Below are 18,956 nucleotides of genomic sequence, written 5' to 3' on the forward strand. Positions count from 1 at the left end.
ATGGGGAAAATCGTGTAAAATATAATGATTGTTATAAACAAAAAGCTGAGGTGGGAAACGATGGTACTATTATTACCCATATTTTTATTAGTTTTATTAGTATTCTTATTAAGGATTTCAAAAGCGATAAGCAAATTTGTAGCGGTTTCTATTGACTTTTTATTCATAGGAGGATTCACAGCCTATTCATTACACGAAAAAGTATCAATAAAAATAGCCAGCGGAAACGCTGTTTATTTTTGGGATATTGTATTTGGTATTGGAGCTTGCATCCTGTACTTTACCTTATTAAGCTATCTAGTTATTAAGTTCCCCAAGATAGCTGCATTAATCAATTATATTATTGCTTGGATCGGAACACTATTGATATACGGAATGATTTGTGTCATTTTCATTGGAAACTTCCCCCGATTGTTAAATAACTATTTTTTAAGTACACTTGTTAACATTATTATCATTACTGTACTTGCATTCATAACATTTAATATCCGAAAAAATATATTTGGCACACAACAAAATTATGAAGAGCATGCCTGAATACAAGGGAATAACTGAGAGAAATAATGGTACCCGATAGGGTGCTTTTTCTTTTTCCCATTTAGTTATTGCAAACATTTTCCAATTATTGGACAATAGTCCTATGTATATCATAGGTGTGTGGACAAAGTGAATATAATTTTTTTCCGTAATAATAAGTTGCATCAGGTTCATCTTTAAAGACAACCATATAATGACCGTGATAATAATCATTATTTATGAGGTATTTCGGTCTACATAATGTGATTCTTCAATTTCGTTTTCTGTGTACCCTTTTCCCTCCAAATAAACTGGAACATTTTTATCTGCTACATATTTTGTATAGGGGTTTCCGTTGTTCAGAACATAAAAAAACCTAATGGGATTGTATAATCATACTTAAGGAAACCCATAAAGCTTTTTTCCTCATAATCTTTTCCCCCCATAAGGCAACGATTCGTAAAATATTTGGAATCCAAATTCATTAGAAAGTTTTAAGTCAACTACTCATGTGAACCGTTTTTTCGAATTCTCGCTTTTTCAACCACCCATTCAAAATGATCGTTCAATTTCTTGATATCTTCTTTAGAAAGGATCGCCCATTTTTGAGACTGTAAAAAATAAGGGGATTTTATTCCTTTATTCGTAAGGTAGTTTGTAATGTCTTTTAATGCTTTCTCATTTTGGTTCAAGTTGCTATCTTCTTCATATTTTTCCCGCGAATCAGGAAATCGAGGGAGACATCGAAAATATCCGCTAATTTTATGAGTGCTTCAAATGGCGTCTTTCCCTCTCTTTCGTAAGACCATACACATTATCTGTAAAACCTAGCTTATGACTTATTTCTTTTTTTGAATAGCCCTTTCTATATTTTATATTCATATATAACCATAAAAATTTTTGACATACATAGTATATAGAGTTACAATAGAGGCAAGAAAACTTAATCTTTACTACTAGGCGAATGGAATGTAAGGGGTTTTATAACTTAAGAGGTTTAAGCTAATTTCGGGATTAGAAAGCTGTGGTAGATAATTAAAAAAACAAAAAAGTCAATAAAACTGGTAGTGACAACACGATGGGATTATTAGGGGACATATAGCTTCGATTCGCTATTATTCGGCCAACGGAAAATAAAAATTAAATTGATTTTCTAACTACTATAGGAAACAAAATAAGAAATATTAATATTGCGCGATAATGCATGCGCCTTCAGAAATGTAAAAAGGGAGGGACTGGATAAAAATAAAATAACTAGGAGGTTAAGGTAGCTCTTTTAGACTGATTTCCCTATGAGAGAACTGTTACCGTTCTGTTGCAAAATGATTTAAGAAATGGGCATTAATTAAAGACTAGGGGGAAATAAGAAAATGCTAAAAGGAATCAACCAATGGTGTTTTCCTGAAAAAACACCTTTAGAAAAGGTATTTGAATATAGTAGGGATGCCGGTTTCGATGCCGTGGAACTCAATCTAAATGAAGCTGGCGGCATTGGCTTGACAGTAGAGACAACCAAGGAGGATGCGTTAAAAATTAAAGCGCTTGCTACCCAATATAAATTAGCGCTTAAAAGTTTATCAACCTCTCTACTTTGGAAGATGCCTCTTTGTTCTCCTAATGAGCAAATTCGACAACAGGGTATACAGGTGATAGAGAAAATGTTGGAAATTGCTAGTTATATAGGGATGGATACGATTCTCGTTGTCCCCGGCGCAGTTTCCGATCAAGTTTCCTATGAAGAATGTTACAAAAGGAGTCAAGAGTCCATTAGAGAAATTATTCCAAAAGCTGAAAAATGTGGTGTGAAAATAGGAATAGAAAATGTCTGGAATAAATTTCTATTATCTCCTCTGGAAATGGTTAGATATATTGATGAATTTGGATCGGATTATGTAGGAGCTTATTTTGATGTTGGAAATGTCTTACAGTTTGGCTATCCAGAACAATGGATCCGCTTACTTGGTAAAAGAATCTTAAAGGTACATGTGAAGGATTTTAATACAAGTGTAGGAAATGGAGCTGGATTTGTTCCTTTATTAGCGGGTGATGTCAACTGGAACGCGGTTATAGATGCATTGCAGGAGATTGATTATGAAGATACCTTGACGGCTGAACTATCTCCCTATTTGTTTTGTCCCCGTACATTGGCAGATGATGTGACACGACATTTAGATGTGATTTTAAAAGTGAGGAGAGATTGAAATGAAAAAAGTTCGTGTTGGTTTTGTAGGAGTTGGTGGGATTGCCAATGCTCACTTAAATAATATTTTTCAAAATGGAGATGCTGAAATTGTTGCGGTCTGTGATATTGAGGAAGAAATAGCTATCAAGCAGGGGGAAAAATATAGAGCTAACGCCTATACAGACTTTGATCAAATGCTGGAAAAGGAAAAAATAGATGCCTTATTTATTTGTGTCCCACCATTTGCACATGGAGATATCGAGGAAAAAGCAGTGCTAAAAGGGATTCATCTATTAGTTGAAAAACCGATAGAATTGGATTTTAATAGGGCGAAAGAAAAAGCTGAAATTATTGGCCGATCAGGTGTGATAAACGCATCTGGATATTGTCTCCGTTATCTAGACACTGTACAAATAGCAAAAGACTATTTGAAGGATAAACAAGTCGCAATGGTGCGAGGGCATTACTTAACTTCATTTGTTCCAACACCATGGTATCGCATCAAGAACAAATCGGGAGGGCAATTGGTCGAGCAAGCAACTCATATTCTTGATTTAATGGGCTATCTCTGTGGGAATATTAATCAAGTGCAAGCCAATATGTCCCTACAAGTTATGAATGATATTGAGGGAATTGATATTCCGGATGTTACATCTGTAAATATTCGCTTTGAATCTGGTGCTGTTGGTCACCTAGATAATTCCTTTATTCAACATGATCACAGAATGGGACTAGAAATTTTAGGGCGTGATTTCCGACTTGAAATAAATGGGACAACTATATCAATTTTTGAAAAGGATAAAACAACTACATATGAATCCAAGGTAAACTTTTATGAAGAACAAGATAATGCATTTATTAAAGCGATACAAACAAACAATCAGGAACTCGTTCTTGCTTCTTATCAGGACGGTTTAGAAACCTTAGGTTGCAGTCTTGCTGCGAATGTTTCGAATGAAAAAGGAAGTATCATTACTATGGAAGAGTTTTATAAAGATTAGACTATTTTTCCAAATTCATTCTAAAAGTTTATAGTTCGCCATTATGTAAAAGAGGTGACAACAAATTGGCCATTCAATCAGAACCTTCTACTAATAAAAGTTTTCAAACAAGGCAATCCAAGAAGAAGTTTTTTACCTCTAAAGATTTGGCTGGATATGTATTTTCAGCACCGCTTGTAATAGGGGTCTTAGTCTTTGCTATTTATCCCATGGTAGGTGCATTAATATTAAGCTTTCAAAAATCATCTACAACCTTCGGTGGGGATTGGGTTGGCTTAGCTAATTATAAGAGCGTCTTCACAGATTCGATATTTTGGAAGTCTTTATATAACACCCTGTATATGGGAGTATTATCTGTCATTTTAGGTGTATCACTATCCTTTATTCTGGCAACGTTAATCTATAATGTTCCGTGGTTAAGGTGGAGGAATTTCTTTAAAGGGATTTATTTTCTACCTAATGTTGTGTCACTTGTTGCGACGAGTATATTGTTTCAGTTTTTATTTAATTCAGGCAGTGAAGGATTATTAAATTATGTTTTAGGGTTTATAGGGGTGGAACCGATCGGATGGTTTACTAATCCAAATGTCTCAAGATTCAGTATTGTGCTAATGACGTTATGGGGAATGTTAGGTTATAACACAATTATTTTCTTAGCGGCATTAACAAGTGTCCCAAGAGATTTATACGAAGCAGCTGAAGTGGATGGAGCCAATTGGTTTAAAAAATGGTATTACATTACGATTCCTTACTTAAAACCTATCATTCTATTCATGGTGATTATGAGTACAATTGGCGCAATGAAACGTTTTACAGAAGTGTGGTTGATTGGTGGTACGGGAGGAAACCCAGCTGGCTCTTTAATGACAGTCGTTTTATATATTTATCGTAATGCTTTTTCAGCTAGTCAAATGGGAATCGCAACAGCCGCATCCTATATCTTGTTTATGTTCATTCTTATTTTGACAGTCATCATGTTGTATTTTAATCGGAAGAATAACTTTGAATAGAGAGGGGTGGAGGTTTTGAGTAATCCAATTGGTGTGCCAAATGTTCAGGTTAGGGATAAAAACTTCAAATATAACTCAATGAAAAAGACGAAACTAGTAGGTAATATAATCATTTCTAGTATTCTCCTTGTAGGGTCAGGGATTATGATTATACCTTTTGTTTGGATGCTCTTGACCAGTTTTGATTGGGGAGCAAGATTAAATATTCCTTATCCGCCAAGATTTTGGCCAAAGGAATTTTCGATTAAAACTTATCAACTAGCTTTTACGAATATGCCTATGATCAAATATATGATCAATTCATTGATCATTTCAGTCGGTGTTATACTTATCAGTTTAATGTCTGCACTATTATCAGGATATGCCATTTCTAAACTTAAATTCAAAGGATCGATGGTGGTGCTAGTATTAGCATTAAGCACCATGATGATCCCTTTTGAAATGACGATGATTCCACAGTATTTGCTTTTCTCTAAAATTCACTTGCTAGATACTTACTGGGCATTTTTCTTACCAGCTCTTAATTATGCATTTGGTACTTTTTTAGCCAAGGCATTTATTGATCAAACACCTTCTAGTTTACGGGAAGCGGCCATTATAGATGGGGCAGGAGAATTCAGGGTGTTTTTTAGTGTGTTTCTTCCACTATGTATTCCGATTGTGGCTACCATGGCGATCTTGCAATTTTTAGCTGTATGGAATGATTTACTATGGCCATTACTTGCCTTAAAAACACCGGATAAATATACTATTCAGCTTGGTCTAGCTATGTTCCGCGTTAATAAAACAGCGCCATTACCATCCATCATCATGGCGGCGACAACCGTTAGTTTAATTCCTGTTGTGACATTATATTTGTTTCTCCAACGATACATCGTAGAAAGCATCGCCCTGTCTGGTGTGAAGCAATAAATTAAATGATGTGATTCAAATTCATTAAAAATCGGAGGTCTTTTATATGAAGAAAATCATTTCAATTTTGACCACATTACTTTTAGTTATTATATTAACAGCTTGTTCATCAACCACGGAAGGCGGAAAGGATACAAGTGATATTGACGTAGTTTCTGATATGGAAGGAACAGTCAGAGTATCAGTTGCTGGATTTCCGCTTGAGGATGGAATTGATCCAATTACCGGGAAAGAAACAATTGGCTTTGAGAATTTCTTGAAAAATGAATTTGAACCTAGATACCCTAATATCGAATTGGAAATATATCAAGTTCCTTGGGACAATGCCCAGGCTAAACAAACAGCTATGTTACAATCGAAAGATGTGGACCTTATTTATTCGGGAGGAGCCTTCGCGGCCCAATGGATGGAACAAGGGTTATTAAGAGGAATTGAAGATTTAATTGAAGATGATTCCGACTTTGATGGAAGTATCTATCTTGAAGGAATATGGGAAAATTCCTATAGTACTGTTAGTTATGATGGTGAACGCTTTGGTCTTCCATCAGTATTAGGAAAACGCGTCACTGTATATGATAAACAACTTTTTGAAGAGTGGGGAGTGGAACCATTATCGGAAAATCCGTCTCCAGAGGAAATATTGGAGAAGGCAAAACAAATGACAGGGAAAAACCCAGTAACTGGTGAAAAAAATTATGGTCTGTATTTTAGTGGAAAAGCCTTAAATGCATCTACATTTGTAGCACTGACACATGCCTTTGGAGCTGAAGGAGCAAAGGGTTCCCTAGACGATTTGAAAAACATCGAATGGAAATTGGATGAACCGGAAATGGTGAAAGTAATGGAATGGCTTGCTGAGGCTGCTCAATATCCTCCAATCGATTTTTTAAATGAAAAGGGAAATGAAAATTTTGGAACAGAAATGAATAATATTGCAATCGCCCTTGATGATGCTGGTGGTCCAGTAATGGGAGAGTACCTAGCAAATGATAATAAAGAAATTTTAGATCGTTATGAAGCAGCATTGAATTTGGGCCCAAATGGGGAAGGCTGGGTAGCGATGGATCCATTTGTAATGGCCAAAGATGCAAAAAATGTAGAAGCATCTTGGGAAGTGATGAAGTTTCTAACCGGGTATGAAACCCAAAAATGGAATTATGATAACTACACAGCTACTCCAACTCTAGTTGATGCTGACTTTGTTCCCAAAGAAGATAAGTTTTCACAAAAAGCGATGGAGATTGCAGACATTTCACCTTCAGTTCTGATGGATGAAGCGAATCCATTCTTTAGTAGTGAGATTGTTCCTGCTGTAAATGGATTTATCAGTAACGCGGCTAATGGAAAAACACCGGATATTGAAAAGTTTCTAAGCGATTTACAAGAACGTGCGGAAAAATGGTCGGCTAATCAATGACAATAGATGATAAAGATAGAATAAAAGAATGGAAACCTTCCGTCCAATTTACGATTGGAATGGCAGGTTTCCATTTTTTTATGTTCAAGTATTTCCCCTTTAGATGGGAGGGGTGGAACGATCATTCTGTAGTACGTATGCTCCCCTAGAAGATATACTAGCTAAATCGAATTATATATCCATTCATGTTGCCTATACAAAAGATACCTATCATTTAATCGGTGAACGAGAAATTGGATTCATGAATGAGCGTTCTTATATTATTAATACTGCTCGTGGAGCGATCATTGATGAAAAGGCTTTAGTTCGTGCACTAAAAGAGAGAAAAATTGGTGGAGCTGGACTGGATGTTTTTGAACATGAACCACAATTGGAGCCGGAGTTATACGGATTGAAAAATGTAGTCCTTTCACCCCATTTAGGGAGTGCGACCGTTAACACACGAACAAAAATGGGGAAGATAGCAGTGGAAAATCTGCTCGAAGTTTTAGAAGGGAGAATGCCATCTAATCTTGTTAATAGGGAGGTTTTTGAAAGTATAGTGTAGATGAGATGAAAGATCAAATAAACATATGAAGGCAACCCTCGATGTATTTGGGAATTAAGCTTTTTGTGGAATCTTTTGACATCGCCATAACAACATAGGTAGGTACACACGCTTTCTGCTTTAAAATCCCGTAGAACCTTATTCTTATGAGCGTTTTGCGGGATTTCGTTTACTTGTCACTGTCGGAGTGGAGAAACATGCCTGGCTGAATTTCATATTGACAAATACATTCAAGCATATAAAATTGGTAGCAAGGGTTGGTGATGGAACGAAATTTGTGATATCGATACCATATATTGAAAAGGCTTCAAAGGGAAATTTTATTAGGCAACGGTACTTTTGGCTTTTACGTTCATCAGCTTATGTAAAAGGAGTGGAAAACAATGAAGTTAGGAATTATTGGAGAACCAAATGAAGCAAGTTTTAAGCTAGCAAAAGAGAAAGGGTTAGAATTTATCGAGTTTTGTATCAATGAGGGAAGTGATATTGAGCAATTTTTGCGTGATGTCGGAAAAATATCTGAGTGGATAGCGACATATGGAGTTGCTGTACAATCCATTGGACGTTGGGGAACGGATAAGATCGATTCAAAAGGTAGATTGATTGAAGAAGAACTGCACTATTCATATCGACTTATAGATGCTGCCAGTGAACTGGGGTGTGAAAATTTTGTATGTGGCTGTAACTATGTAAAAGGACTCTCTTATTATGAAAACTCTTGTCTAGCGATTGAATATTTCTCGAAATTAATTGCGTATGGAAAAGATAAAGGGGTGAAAGTTTCTACTTATAATTGCGATTGGAATAATTTTGTTGATAATGAAATGGCGTGGACAATGATCCATGGACACCTAAAGGATTTAGGGATAAAATTTGATCCTTCTCACTCTCGCTACGCAGGTCGTGACTATCTAAAAGAAATGAAGGAATGGGGAGAAAGGTTTGAGCATGTTCATATTAAAGGATCGGTAATTGTGAATGGAGAAAGATTCGATGATCCACCAGCAGGTCTTGATCAAACCGAATGGCACACATTTATGGCTATTCTTTATGCTAAGGGGTATAACGGTGGTCTTAGTATAGAGCCGCATTCTTCTGTTTGGAAGGGAGAATTAGGAGAAAAAGGAGTCGATTATACGATCCAATACCTAAAGGAGTTAATGGTGTAACGGAAGTTCTATACTAGTGGGGGCTCCTGAAGGTCAAGCCCCTATAGTACCTATCACTTTTTTAAAGAAATGGAATTCCCGCTTTTTTATCGTTTTTTTGTGGTAACGATATCACATATTTATTGACAAAGAATTCAAGTAATACTAGAATATGGTTGTGAAATCGATATCTCAAATAGGGAGGCATTATGAGTTGGCTAATATATCGGATGTAGCCAAAAGGGCGGGCTTATCAGTATCGACCGTTTCACGGGTCATTAATAATCATCCTTATGTTGCTGAAGAGAAAAGAGATGCTGTTTTACAAGCAATGAGAGAATTAAATTATCAACCAAGTGCAGCAGCCAGACAAATGAGGGGACAAAGCTCGAAAATTGTAGGAGTCATTGTTCCAAGGATTACCAACCCTTTCTTTTCTTATTTAGTAGATGAGATTCAGCAAATTGCTTCGCAAAATGATTTTCAAATCATGATATTTCAAAGTAATGAAAACAAGAATAAAGAAACCAGTTTTCTTGAATTACTTGCAAAGAAGCAAATTGATGGGGTGATTATGTGTGCTATGGAGCAAAGTGAAGAATTTATACATTCTTTCACAAAATTTGGTCCTATTGTTTTATGCAATGAAAGTTTTGATGGTGGACTATTACCTACCGTTAATCTCGATCAAGTTCAAGGAGCTTACATGGGTGTGAAGTATCTTTTAGAAAAAGGCTACAGTAAAATCGCATACTGTACTGGCGGCCTTTTTGATGGAAATGGGAAGGATCGAGATCGTAATAAAGGGTTTAATAAGGCGATTTCTGAACATGGTATAAAAGTGAATACAGAATGGTTATTTGTTGATCAACATACGATCGATGACGGTAAAAATATTGCTAGAAAAATTGTAAGCATGGAATATAGGCCAGATGCTATCTTTACAGGAAGTGATGAAGTAGCAGCAGGCCTAATTGTAGAAGCACAAAAGTTAGGTTTGAAAATTCCTCAGGACTTGGCTGTAATCGGATTTGACGATCAACCTTTAGCGGCATTGACAGCCCCTACAATTACCACGATCAAACAGCCGATTCAGGAACTGGGAAGAGAAACCTTTAAACTAATTTTAAGTATCCTGCAAAAAGAAAAATACACGGTTGATGTGAGTAAGCTTGAAATGGAATTAATGATCAGAGAATCTGCGTAACACAAACATTATTCTGACTAGGCAGAGGGTTTTTCATCATAAAGAATTTGGAGGGTTTACGAATGAAGAAACGCTGGAAGATACTTATTTTTGGTGTCATTTTATCTGCGTTGCTTTTAGCTGGGTGTAGTGGTGGCGGTAATTCGAACAGCAAAGGCAAAACGGAAGTAAGTCTGTTGATTGGGAAAGAGGAAATAGCCAAAGAATTAGATGAGACAGTTGAAAAGTACAATGATTCACAGGATAAGTATATTGTGAAGATTATTCCACTCGCAGGACAAAATGCTACGGAAAAATTGACATCTCTTTACGCGTCTAAAAATGCTCCTGTAATGATTAACACAGGCGTTTATTCGGAGCTTTCTCAGTGGAAGGATAAATTCTTAGATTTATCTGATCTTCCTTTAGTTGAAGGGATTGATCAGCAGTATTTAGATGCTGGGACAGTAGATGATAAGCTAATTGGAATTCCAACGACGATTGAGGCATTTGGCTATCTGTATAACAAAGATGTTTTAGATGAAGCCGTAGGTGGAAACTTTGATCCTGAATCGATTACAAGTCGTAAAGACCTTGAAGATTTAATGGGTAAAATTGCCAAGTTGGAAGGGAAAAATGCGATTGAAGTTTCACCGATGGACTGGTCTTTGGGAGCACATTATTCGAATCTATTATTCACAAATCAGTCAGAGGATGCCGATAAACGTTCAACTTTCATGAAGGAAATGCAGGAAGGAAAAGTCGATTTAGACAGCAATCAAGTGTATAACAATTGGGTTGCAACGTTTGATTTGATGAAAGAATACAATGCAGCGAAAAATGGTCCATTATCGGCAGACTATGACTCCGCAACCCTGGGATTGGCAAATGGAGATATTGGCTTATGGTTCATGGGTAACTGGGCATACCCACAATTGAAAGAAGCAAATCCAGATGCGAATATCGGGATAATGCCTGTACCAATGAGCGATGAGGAAAATGGCTACGGAAACACGCAAATTTCCATTGGTGTTCCGCAAACTTGGGCGATTGATGCTAGTCAATCTTCAGAAGAACAACAAGAGGGAGCCAAAGACTTTCTTAACTGGATGTATGAGGACGAAGAGGGACAAGATTACTATGTGAATAAACTTGGCTTTATTCCCATTTCAAAACACAATAAAGTGGAGCCTGAGGATGAACTGTCTAAAGAGGTTTTGAAATATCTAGAGGAAGATAAGTCACTGGAATGGATGAATGCCCACTATCCACCAACTGCTTTCCCAGCAATGGGAGCTAGCCTACAAAAATATTTGGATAACAAGATTGATAAAACAGGGCTTGCTACTGAATTGGAAGATTATTGGAAATCAAGTGCTGAATAGCACTTGTTTCCACTTAAAGTTTGTGTTCAAAAGGGGGATAAAAAGGACCCGTCGGCTAAAGGCGCTGACGTCCTGTCAGCAACGCCGACACTAGCACATCCTGTGCGTCGAAAGGTCGAGTCGGTGCAGTTTCGAGTAGCGGACTTGTACAGGATGTACTGACTTCTGCGTTGCCCACAGGACGTGGCCGGTTTTAGCAGAAGAACTTTTATCCTGATACATAAGCAGCGCAGAAACAAGCCAACGAAGAAATTCACAGTATCATTTTTACCAGACTTTTTGAACACCCTAATAATAGATAACAAAGGATATCATGGGCTAGAGTTAGATCTTGCCAAGCGCTCACCGACTAGCAAACTTTCCGTTTCTTCTTACGATAAGTCAACTACAGATCTCCTTATCCAAGGTCACTGTGTTTTCTTCATCCGTCAGAATCCTAAAAAGTTTCTACGTTGTAAACCGGGCGTATGCTTTTCTAAGAGGAGGATAAAAGATGTATTCTGAGAAGAGCTTTTTTGAAAAGCTGAAGGTCTTTGGACTTTTTGGAGCGATTCCGGTTTTTGCTTTCCTGACAGTCGTCATTATTCCCTTCTTATTAGGAATTTACATGACCATCACTAACTCAACAGGAACCGATCTATCTGTTGATTTTGTCGGAATGAAAAACTACATTGAGGCGTTTACAGATCAGCGCTTTTGGGAAACATTAGTTTTTACTTTCAAATATACATTTTGGTCTTTGATTTTAACAAACTTGATTGCTTTTATATTGGCTTTGTTAGTAACTAGCGGATTTAAAGGGGAGAATTTCTTCCGAATGGGCTTTTTTACCCCTAATCTAATCGGTGGTGTTATCTTAGGGTTTATTTGGCAATTTATTTTCGCAAGAATTTTGGTCTATATGGGTTCAAGCCTTGATATTGGCTTTTTGAGTAATTCATGGTTATCTGACCCAAAATCGGCTGTATGGGCATTGATTATTGTGGGAATTTGGCAGAATTCCGGCTATATGATGCTTCTCTATATTGCAGGACTTGCAGGCATTCCCAAGTCCTTAACAGAGGCAGCCTCTCTTGATGGTGCTAACAGTTGGAAAATCTTGACCAAAATAAAGATACCAATGATGATTCCATCGTTTACGATCAGCATTTTTCTAACACTGCAAAGAAGTTTTATGGTCTATGATACAAATTTATCGCTAACGGAGGGAGGGCCTTATCGTTCCACTGAATTGATTTCGATGCATGTTTATAATGAAGCCTTCCTGTATCAAAATTATGGAACCGGTCAGGCTAAAGCCATTATTCTGTTTCTGATTGTGGCTGCTATTGCCATCACCCAAGTTGCTGTTATGAAGAGAAAAGAGGTGGAAGCATAATGGGAGTAAATGTTCATAGAAAATGGAATAAGATCATTATTTTTATTATCTGTTGTCTACTGTTTGCTCTGTACATTTTTCCATTCCTTCTAATCTTAATCAATTCGTTTAAAGGAAGGTTAGAGGTAGTGGCTAACCCACTTTCTCTACCGTCTTCATTTGATTTGAGTTATTATATTGAGGCTTTTAAAACAATGAACTATGGGGCAGCCTTAATCAATTCATTACTGGTAACAATTTTTTCCGTAACCGTAATTATTGTTTTTTCTTCTATGTTGGCTTATTTTCTTGTTCGGTGGAAATGGAAAATAAATAAATTTATTTTTATGACCATGGTTGCATCGATGATTATTCCTTTCCAAGCAGTTATGATTCCATTTGTAACCATTTATGGGAATATAGGACTACTAAATAGTCGCGGAATGTTGATTTATTTTTATTTAGGATTTGGCGTTAGTATGGCCACTTTTCTATATCATGGTTTTATTAAAAGTGTTCCTATCGAACTTGAGGAAGCTGCTATTATTGATGGTGCTAGCAGATTTCAAGTGTTTTTCCGTGTTGTGATGCCTATGTTAAAACCAACAACTGCGACGATCGCTATTTTAGATGTCTTGTGGGTATGGAATGATTTCCTTTTACCTTCACTTGTTCTCGTTAATGACAATGTACGTACCTTGCCATTGTCAACCTTCTACTTTTTCGGGAAGTACACAGCAAATTATAACGTGGCGATGGCAGCGTTAGTGCTAGTATTGATCCCAGTCTTAATTTTCTATTTTGTTATGCAGAAAAAAATTATTGCTGGAATTGTTGAGGGTGCCCTTAAGTAAAGTTTTATTTGCTAAAAGGAAAACCAGGAACAACTTATACGAGGTTAGGATGGCAACATTAAAAGATGTCGCAAAATCAATGAAGTTTTTAAAAAACATCCTGAAGTAGATGGGATTTTTGCAAGTAGTGATATTATTGGCATGCAAGTAATACAATACTGCCATTCTAATAAGATTGATGTTCCAAATAAATTGAAGGTCGTGGGTTTTGAACAGCCTATTGCGGCGATGTGCGAGCATGCAATTCATTTAATCAGCAAAAGTAACGAGGGGGAAATAATGGCTAAAAAACGTTATTTCCTGTAAACCTCATTGAAAGGCAAGGTACCTAAAGGATTAATTATGTAAGTATCCAGACACCATGCAAAACGGGCAATTTGGATCCTGATTATAGTAGTGTGAGGACCGAAAGATTTTAACTTCTTTTAACTGAGATATTTGCCTAGATCGAGTCCATAGGAATTCCCTTTTAATGGATTGAAACAGGTAATCATTCTCCGTCAATGAAAAAGAAGTTTTTTCTTTTTTAACTGGTCTAAACTTCAGCAGGTGATCTCGGGAAATCAGGAGGGAAAAGATGTTATTTAGACTGAACGACAAAATAAAACTTAAAACAAAAAATAATGATCTCCTAGCAGTAGGAGAGCTTCTAATTGATATGATATCTTCAGACTATACTGAGGACATGGACAGTAATAGTTACAAACCGTTTTTTGGAGGATCGCCTTCCAATATTGTCATGAATGCCAAAAAATTAGGCATTCAATCTCTTGTTGCTGCTGTTGTTGGAAAGGATAGATTTGGTGAGTTTCTTATTCAGCAGTTGCATAACCAGGATATTGAGACAAGCTATGTGCAGCAAGTAAATTACCCAACAAGTATGGTAGTAATAAATAAAAGTAAATCTACACCAGTGCCTATTTTTTATAGAGGGGCTGACTACCATATTACATACACGTCAAAATTAGAAGAGGTCTTGGTTAATTCGAGTATTGTTCACTTTTCTTGTTGGCCCATTTCGATGGACCATGGCCAAAAAACGATAAAAAAAATGCTTAAAATCGCAAAGGAGAACGATATTCTCATTTGCTTTGATCCTAATTATCATCCAATGTATTGGCAAAAGGATGAAGATGGGGTGGAGGTCGTTAAATCATTTATTCGTCAGGTAGATATTATTAAGCCATCTGAAGATGATGCGGAACGATTATTTGGAAAGGATACACCTGAAAACCAGATAGATAAGTTTTTGAAATTAGGCGTCAAGCTTGTAATCATGACCCTTGGTAAAGACGGTGCTATTGTATCTAATGGCAAAGAAACACTGAGATGTCATACTTTTGCCGAGGAGGTTGTGGATACGACTGGAGCGGGAGATGCTTTCTGGTCGGGTTTTTATGCAGCAATTGTGAAAGGATATACGATTGCTGATGCAATCCGATTAGGGATGGGGGTTAGTGCCTTTAAGTTGAAATATACAGGTGCAGTTGTGGACTTACCAAAGATTGAAGAGATTAAAGAAATATATAAAGTATAGGAGGACTAAATATGGCTGTTAAAAATCAGGTTCAGCTTATTACGTATCCAGATTCATTAGGGGGAGATTTAAAGTCTCTCAAACATGTGCTTTTAGAACACTTCTCTGATATTTTCAAAGGTGGGGTACATATACTTCCTCCGTATCCTTCTTCAGGGGATAGGGGATTTGCGCCATTGACGTACTTAGAAATTGATCCTGCATTCGGAACGTGGGAAGATGTAAAATCTATCGGTGAGCACTTTGATATCTTAGTAGATATAATGGTGAATCACATATCAAGGCAATCTGAGTATTTCCAAGACTTTCTTAAAAAGGGGAGAGACTCCGAATATGCTGATCTTTTTATTACATTAGATAAAATATGGGAGGATGGGATCCCCGTACAAGAGGATATTGATAAGATGTTCTTACGCAGATCTGAACCATATTCAACGTTTGAAATTGAGGAAACGGGCGAGGAAGAGAAGGTGTGGACGACCTTCGGTAAGACAGTTCCATCTGAACAAATCGATTTAGATGTAAGGTCTGAGCAGGTAAAACAATTGCTTACGTCTTTTTTTATGAACTTTAAGGAACAGAACATTAAAATTGTACGGCTCGATGCGGTAGGCTATGTCATTAAAAAGTTGGGAACCAGCTGCTTTTTTGTTGAACCGGATATTTATGACTTCCTTGATTGGATCATGGAACTGGCCCATTCTTTAGATATTGAATTACTACCTGAGGTTCATTCCCATTACAGCATTCAATACAAACTAGCCGAACATGGCTGTTGGATTTACGACTTTATTTTGCCTTATCGTGTGCTTGATACGTTAATGAATAAAAATAGTGTGGAACTTCTCCGTTATTTGAAAAATCGACCTCATAAACAGTTTACGATGCTAGATTGTCATGATGGTATTCCGGTTAAGCCTGATCTAGATGGACTCATTAATACAGCAGAAGCGAAAAAAGTAGTAGATGTTTGCTTGGAAAGAGGCTCTAACCTTAGTTTAATTTTATCAGATGAGCATAAGGATCCGGATGGCTTTGATGTTCATCAAATTCGAGGAACGTATTACTCCATACTGAATTGTGATGATGATGCATACCTAGCCGCAAGAGCTATTCAATTTTTCACACCTGGCATTCCGCAAGTATATTATGTTGGCCTTCTAGCTGGGAAAAATGACGAGGAAAACCTGAAAAAGACAGGAGATGGTCGAGAAATCAACCGTCACAACTACAGCCTCAAAGAAATTGAACAATCCCTTGGGAAAGACACGGTACAAAGACTGTTGAAACTAATAAAATTCAGAAACGAATACGATGCCTTTAATGGCGAATTTAACGTACTAGACTCCCCAGCAGATCAAATCAGACTCTCCTGGCAAAAGGAAAATAAGCACTGCACACTATCCATTGACCTAAAAACAAATCGATCTATCATTCAATACAAAGATGAAAACAATCAGGACAATGAGTATATTGTTTAAGGGGACTGTCCCCCACCAAGTTAATGCGTTAAAGGATGGCTTTTCCAAATAAAAAAGCATTGGGAATAAGAACATTCTCAATGCTTTTTACGATTCTTTACAGTACCATACAAGGCGTTAAGGAGTTCTAGGAATAGTAGTGAAGATGGAGACTCCGGAAAATGAAAAATGCAAGTACCATCAGAACTTCTTAACGTCATGGAACATGGGGAAAGCCATATATCTTATAGGACACGTGCGGTTTATACAAGGGGGCAGCCACGAAAATGGATGCCCGACTCTCTTCTGTGCGGTGTGCAATCGCACCTAGTGACGTGTGCTCGCATTCCAACACAATTAGCGAAAGGGTTGAGAGTTGAGTGCCGGTGGCGGTCGTGGTACCTTATGTTAAGAGGGAGGTGAAATCTAGTGGGAAATGCAAGTTCTAGCGGTACGATGGATGGGATTAGCAATTTATTTGAGTGGATCGCAAAGTTAGCTTATCTTAATCTCTTGTGGATTTTGTTTTCAGTTGCAGGTCTTGGTGTTCTGGGAATAGGTCCAGCAACCGTGAGTGTGTTTACAGTAATTCGACAATGGTTGTACAGTGATGGAGACTTTTCAATTTGGAAGACATTTATGGAAACGTATCGTCAAGAGTTTTGGCGGGCAAATGGTCTTATGCTCCTTATTGCCCCTGTTTGTCTCTTTATTTTTGTTGACTTTACGGTTATTCGTACGCTACCAACAAGTTTTCTAATTGACTTTATCGTATTTCCTGCAGTGATTATTCTTACATTAATCACGATAGTTGCCATAAGCTACTTGTTTGCGACATATGTCCATTTTAATGTCCCTTTTTGGGTCAAAGTAAAATATGCATTGCTTATTGCCGGTTTGTACCCGATATCAAGCCTGCTCATACTGGCAGGGCTGTTTATATTTGCAATGATCGCTTTTATTATACCAGCTATTATTCCATTTTTTGCTGTGAGTGTACCGGCCTTCATCATACAAACAAGCGCATTAAGGGCATTTCGGAAGCTGGCTTCCCAACAAAAAGTGATGAGTGATCCAAAACGTTAAACCTCATTAGTGAGGGGGGGTTACTCTCATGAAAAACATAAACAAAGATACAAAAGCTGGATGGTAAAATAGCCGTAGCAAATTCGCAAAAAAGTTAGTGTTGATATTGTCGAAAGAAGCTGAAGTATTGGATGAATAGAATATTATTACATTTTCAGCTTTTTGATGAACTTTGCTTCATAGTTAGCCGCCCAATAATGTGAGTTAAGAAAATTATAAAATCGGCAAAATAAAGAATTGACAAAAGAGGGCTTTCAGCATATATTAAATGTAAAGCGCTTTACTCATGGGGGAATTTATGACTACTATTTATGATATTGCTAAAAAATCAGGTTATTCCATCACAACTGTATCTAAAGTATTAAATCATCATCCTAATGTTAGTGAGAAAGCTAAGGAAAAAGTATTAGCTGCTGTCGAAGAATTAAACTATATGCCCAACTCTACTGCTAGAACGCTAGCTACAAAGAAGTCTTGGATGATCGGTGTTGTATTTAATGAACATTTAGACATCGGAATAGCTCATCCGTTTTTTGGTCAAGTGATTGAAGGAGCTAAGAAACACCTTGAATTTTATAATTATGATTTATTGCTTGTCTCTAGAAATCTAGACACTAAACGCTCTTATTCTGATCATTTGCTTCGTCGTGGGGTGGATGGAGTAATTGTGATTAACCTATCACCCGACGATAAAGAAGTAAAAAAAATTCACGAGGCCTCCATACCAGCTGTTTATATTGATATGGCGCTAGAAAAGGCTAATATAGTTCAGAGTGACAATGTTCAGGGGAGTATGCTTGCGGTTGATTATCTATATGAATTGGGGCATAGGAAAATTGCTCATATTGCGGGAAATTCATCTACCTTTGTGGCTAGAGAACGAATACTAGGTTATCAACAGGCGATGGGGAAATATAGCTTGCCGATCCCTGATGGCTATATAGTTGATGGTGGCTACTATGCCTCTGAAGGTGGACGAAAGGCAATGGTCCAATTGCTAGCGCATACAGAACGACCTACAGCCGTCTTTGTTTCTGGAGATTATATGGCCATTGGGGCAATGGAGGCTGTGAAGGATGCAAGGTTAAGGATTCCTGAAGACATTTCGATCATAGGGTTTGATGATATTTCGGTCGCGAAGTATACCGCTCCACCTTTGACGACAGTCAGGCAAGAAAAGGAATTGATTGGCCGGCAAGCTGCTATGTTATTGCTTGATGAAATCAATGGGCTTTTAAAAGGACCTTTAGCAAGAAAGATCCCTGTTCGATTGGTTAAGCGAGGTTCTTGTATACAGATGAGTGGAATATCGAACACATAATGGAAAATAATAAACTCCCCCCTTCTCTTCATAGAGA

19 protein-coding genes are annotated in these 18,956 nt (G+C 37.2%); 17 read left to right on the forward strand and 2 right to left on the reverse strand.

From position 1 onward, the window contains the following. The first annotated feature begins 60 nt into the window (after positions 1-60). Positions 61-537: a hypothetical protein gene (locus tag KI363_RS14495; RefSeq protein ID WP_212966777.1), complete on the forward strand. Its 477-nt coding sequence runs from the start codon at positions 61-63 to the stop codon at positions 535-537. A 216-nt stretch (positions 538-753) separates the two neighbouring features. Here KI363_RS14495 and KI363_RS22075 read toward each other — a convergent pair whose 3' ends face one another. Both KI363_RS22075 and KI363_RS14505 read right to left on the reverse strand, forming a co-directional pair. Then, on the reverse strand, positions 754-897 hold the full coding sequence (locus tag KI363_RS22075) for a DUF3139 domain-containing protein (RefSeq protein ID WP_306345180.1): 144 nt from the start codon (positions 895-897) through the stop codon (positions 754-756). Positions 898-1,019: 122 nt separating this feature from the next. Further along, on the reverse strand, positions 1,020-1,208 hold the full coding sequence (locus tag KI363_RS14505; RefSeq protein ID WP_212966778.1) for a hypothetical protein: 189 nt from the start codon (positions 1,206-1,208) through the stop codon (positions 1,020-1,022). Between the two features lie 678 nt (positions 1,209-1,886). Between KI363_RS14505 and KI363_RS14510 the strand changes: the two genes are divergently transcribed. The 16 genes from KI363_RS14510 (at position 1,887) to KI363_RS14585 (ending at position 18,919) form a co-directional block, all read left to right on the forward strand. Beyond that, the gene (locus tag KI363_RS14510) at positions 1,887-2,717 is read left to right on the forward strand and encodes a sugar phosphate isomerase/epimerase family protein (protein ID WP_212966779.1); all 831 of its coding nucleotides are present in this window, start codon (positions 1,887-1,889) and stop codon (positions 2,715-2,717) included. A gap of 1 nt (position 2,718) precedes the next feature. After that, positions 2,719-3,699 (forward strand): Gfo/Idh/MocA family protein, encoded by a 981-nt coding sequence (locus tag KI363_RS14515; RefSeq protein WP_212966780.1) that lies wholly within the window; start codon positions 2,719-2,721, stop codon positions 3,697-3,699. A gap of 65 nt (positions 3,700-3,764) precedes the next feature. Then, positions 3,765-4,709, forward strand: coding sequence for a carbohydrate ABC transporter permease (locus tag KI363_RS14520; protein WP_246516887.1), 945 nt, complete (start codon positions 3,765-3,767; stop codon positions 4,707-4,709). 78 nt (positions 4,710-4,787) lie between these two features. After that, positions 4,788-5,621 (forward strand): carbohydrate ABC transporter permease, encoded by an 834-nt coding sequence (locus KI363_RS14525; RefSeq protein ID WP_212966808.1) that lies wholly within the window; start codon positions 4,788-4,790, stop codon positions 5,619-5,621. A 46-nt stretch (positions 5,622-5,667) separates the two neighbouring features. Further along, on the forward strand, positions 5,668-7,038 hold the full coding sequence (locus tag KI363_RS14530; protein WP_212966781.1) for an extracellular solute-binding protein: 1,371 nt from the start codon (positions 5,668-5,670) through the stop codon (positions 7,036-7,038). Between the two features lie 112 nt (positions 7,039-7,150). Then, entirely contained in the window at positions 7,151-7,585 is a 435-nt protein-coding gene (locus KI363_RS14535) for an NAD(P)-dependent oxidoreductase (protein WP_212966782.1), read from the forward strand. A gap of 383 nt (positions 7,586-7,968) precedes the next feature. Continuing rightward, positions 7,969-8,754: a sugar phosphate isomerase/epimerase family protein gene (locus KI363_RS14540; RefSeq protein ID WP_212966783.1), complete on the forward strand. Its 786-nt coding sequence runs from the start codon at positions 7,969-7,971 to the stop codon at positions 8,752-8,754. Positions 8,755-8,947: 193 nt separating this feature from the next. Next, positions 8,948-9,940 carry a LacI family DNA-binding transcriptional regulator gene (locus tag KI363_RS14545; protein ID WP_212966784.1) on the forward strand — a complete coding sequence of 331 codons (993 nt, stop codon included), beginning with the start codon at positions 8,948-8,950 and terminating at the stop codon, positions 9,938-9,940. A gap of 62 nt (positions 9,941-10,002) precedes the next feature. Then, positions 10,003-11,304 (forward strand): ABC transporter substrate-binding protein, encoded by a 1,302-nt coding sequence (locus KI363_RS14550; RefSeq protein ID WP_212966785.1) that lies wholly within the window; start codon positions 10,003-10,005, stop codon positions 11,302-11,304. Positions 11,305-11,797: 493 nt separating this feature from the next. Continuing rightward, complete coding sequence (locus KI363_RS14555) at positions 11,798-12,682, forward strand: carbohydrate ABC transporter permease (protein ID WP_212966786.1); 885 nt, start codon at positions 11,798-11,800, stop codon at positions 12,680-12,682. Next, complete coding sequence (locus KI363_RS14560) at positions 12,682-13,515, forward strand: carbohydrate ABC transporter permease (protein ID WP_212966787.1); 834 nt, start codon at positions 12,682-12,684, stop codon at positions 13,513-13,515. The genes KI363_RS14555 and KI363_RS14560 overlap by 1 nt, the downstream gene beginning before the upstream one ends. Positions 13,516-13,572: 57 nt before the next feature. Further along, positions 13,573-13,821, forward strand: a complete 249-nt coding sequence (locus KI363_RS22395; protein WP_505744242.1) for a substrate-binding domain-containing protein — start codon at positions 13,573-13,575, stop codon at positions 13,819-13,821. 271 nt (positions 13,822-14,092) lie between these two features. Continuing rightward, positions 14,093-15,052, forward strand: a complete 960-nt coding sequence (locus KI363_RS14570; RefSeq protein ID WP_212966788.1) for a carbohydrate kinase family protein — start codon at positions 14,093-14,095, stop codon at positions 15,050-15,052. 11 nt (positions 15,053-15,063) lie between these two features. Next, entirely contained in the window at positions 15,064-16,533 is a 1,470-nt protein-coding gene (gene gtfA, locus KI363_RS14575; protein ID WP_212966789.1) for a sucrose phosphorylase, read from the forward strand. Between the two features lie 408 nt (positions 16,534-16,941). Next, entirely contained in the window at positions 16,942-17,598 is a 657-nt protein-coding gene (locus tag KI363_RS14580) for a YesL family protein (protein ID WP_212966790.1), read from the forward strand. A 298-nt stretch (positions 17,599-17,896) separates the two neighbouring features. Next, positions 17,897-18,919, forward strand: a complete 1,023-nt coding sequence (locus KI363_RS14585; RefSeq protein ID WP_212966791.1) for a LacI family DNA-binding transcriptional regulator — start codon at positions 17,897-17,899, stop codon at positions 18,917-18,919. The last annotated feature ends 37 nt before the right edge of the window (positions 18,920-18,956 follow it).

It is taken from the genome of Lederbergia ruris (genome assembly GCF_018332955.1).
Taxonomy (GTDB): domain Bacteria; phylum Bacillota; class Bacilli; order Bacillales; family Bacillaceae_C; genus Lederbergia; species Lederbergia ruris.